This is a genomic window from Streptomyces sp. NPDC102467, from assembly GCF_044765445.1.
GTDB lineage: Bacteria > Actinomycetota > Actinomycetes > Streptomycetales > Streptomycetaceae > Streptomyces.
Genome location: NZ_JBIWKA010000069.1, coordinates 1 through 1,499 on the forward strand (window position 1 = coordinate 1; position 1,499 = coordinate 1,499).

Annotated in this window: 1 protein-coding gene and 1 pseudogene; one reads left to right on the forward strand and one right to left on the reverse strand. The window is 67.0% G+C overall.

Going from position 1 to position 1,499, the window contains the following annotated elements; genetic code table 11:
- Window positions 1-94: 94 nt before the first annotated feature.
- Window positions 95-1,023 (forward strand): annotated as a pseudogene (locus ACIREE_RS42655) (IS3 family transposase); the annotation flags it as partial.
- Between the two features lie 38 nt (window positions 1,024-1,061).
- Here ACIREE_RS42655 and ACIREE_RS42660 read toward each other — a convergent pair.
- Window positions 1,062-1,499, reverse strand: a 438-nt coding sequence (locus ACIREE_RS42660; protein ID WP_404164986.1) for a tryptophan 2,3-dioxygenase family protein, incomplete at its 5' end; no start/stop codon positions are given.

Sequence of the window (1,499 nt, forward strand, 5' to 3'; positions counted from 1 at the left end):
CGCCGGTCGAATACGAGAACAACCACTACCTCGCAACCACGAAACCACAGGTCACACCCAACATCTGAGATCTCTACCGAACCCGGAACGGTTCAAGGTCCTGCGCCGGGCCGCGGCTTACCTGTCGCAGGCGAATCTCCCGGGAAAATGATCTACCCGCTCGTGAAAGAGCCGGCCGGAGACGGGGTGCCCGTCACGGTGACGTGCCGGGTCCTCAAGCTCGCCAGACAGCCCTACTACCGCTGGCTTGAACGCCCGGTGACCGACGCCGAGTTCGAGCGGGCCGCTCGCGCCAACGCACTGTTCGCCGCGCACCGCGAGGACCCGGAGTTCGGCTACCGCTTCCTGGCCGACGAAGCCCGCAGCATGGGATCCGGCATGGCCCGACCGGACCGCATGGCGGATCTGCCGGGACAACCGCTGGTGGAGCGTCTTCGGCAAGAAGCGCGCAAGGACCAAGAAGGCCGGCCCGCCGGTGCACGACGACCTGGTGCGCCGCGACTTCACCGCAGCCGGCCCGAACCAGCTGTGGCTCACCGACATCACCGAACATGCCACCGGGGAGGGGACGTTGTATCTCTGCGCGGTCAAGGGATGTCTCCGGCAGGAGGATCGTGGGCTACTCCATCGACGGGCGTATGAAGTCCCGCCTGGCCGTCGCCGCCCTGAACAATGCCGTGGCCCGCCGCGACAGCGTTGCCGGGTGCATTCTGCACAGCGATCGCGGATCGCGATTCCGGTCAAGGAAGTTCGTCCGGACGCTCGCCGGCCACCAGATGGCCGGTTCGATAGGGAGAGTCGGGGCGGCCGGCGACAACGCGGCCATGGAGTCCTTCTTCAGCCTGCTGCAGAAGAACGTCCTCGACCGTCGGCAGTGGGCCACCCGTCAGGAACTGCGGATCGCGATCGTGACCTGGATCGAGAGGACCTACCACCGACGCCGCAGACAAGCCTCCCTCGGCCGCCTGACCCCCCGTCGAATTCGAGACCGTCATGACCACACCGGCCCTCCAGGCCGCGTGACCACACCTGTCACCCAACCCTGCATGAGACCCGAACTGTCAGATGTGAGGTGGCACGTTGATCCGGGACCGTAGATAGGCCAGGCCTGAGGTTCCGCCCGTTCCGGGCTGGTCGCCGATCATCCGTTCGACGAGCAGCAGATGCCTCGTCCGCCAGCGCGTCACCGCGGCGCGAAGAGCCCCCACGGCGTCGGCCACCTTTTCTTGCGTGGCGTCGCTCGCCGCGCCCTGCCCTCCGCCACCGCGTCCGTCTCCTGCTTTTCCTGCCGGGCCGCATCTCAGGGCCGTGACTTGCTGAAAGAGTTCGGCGAACTGGCTCGACTGCGCTCCGCTGACGCCTTCGACCAGCGGACGGAACGAAGCGAAGTTCTCGGGAGCGAGGTGGTCCAGCAGCTCAAGGTGCGCTTCGAGCAGGCCCATGACGGCCGTGACCCGGCGCAGGGCAGTGACGGCTGTCTGCCGACCACTGCGTACGTG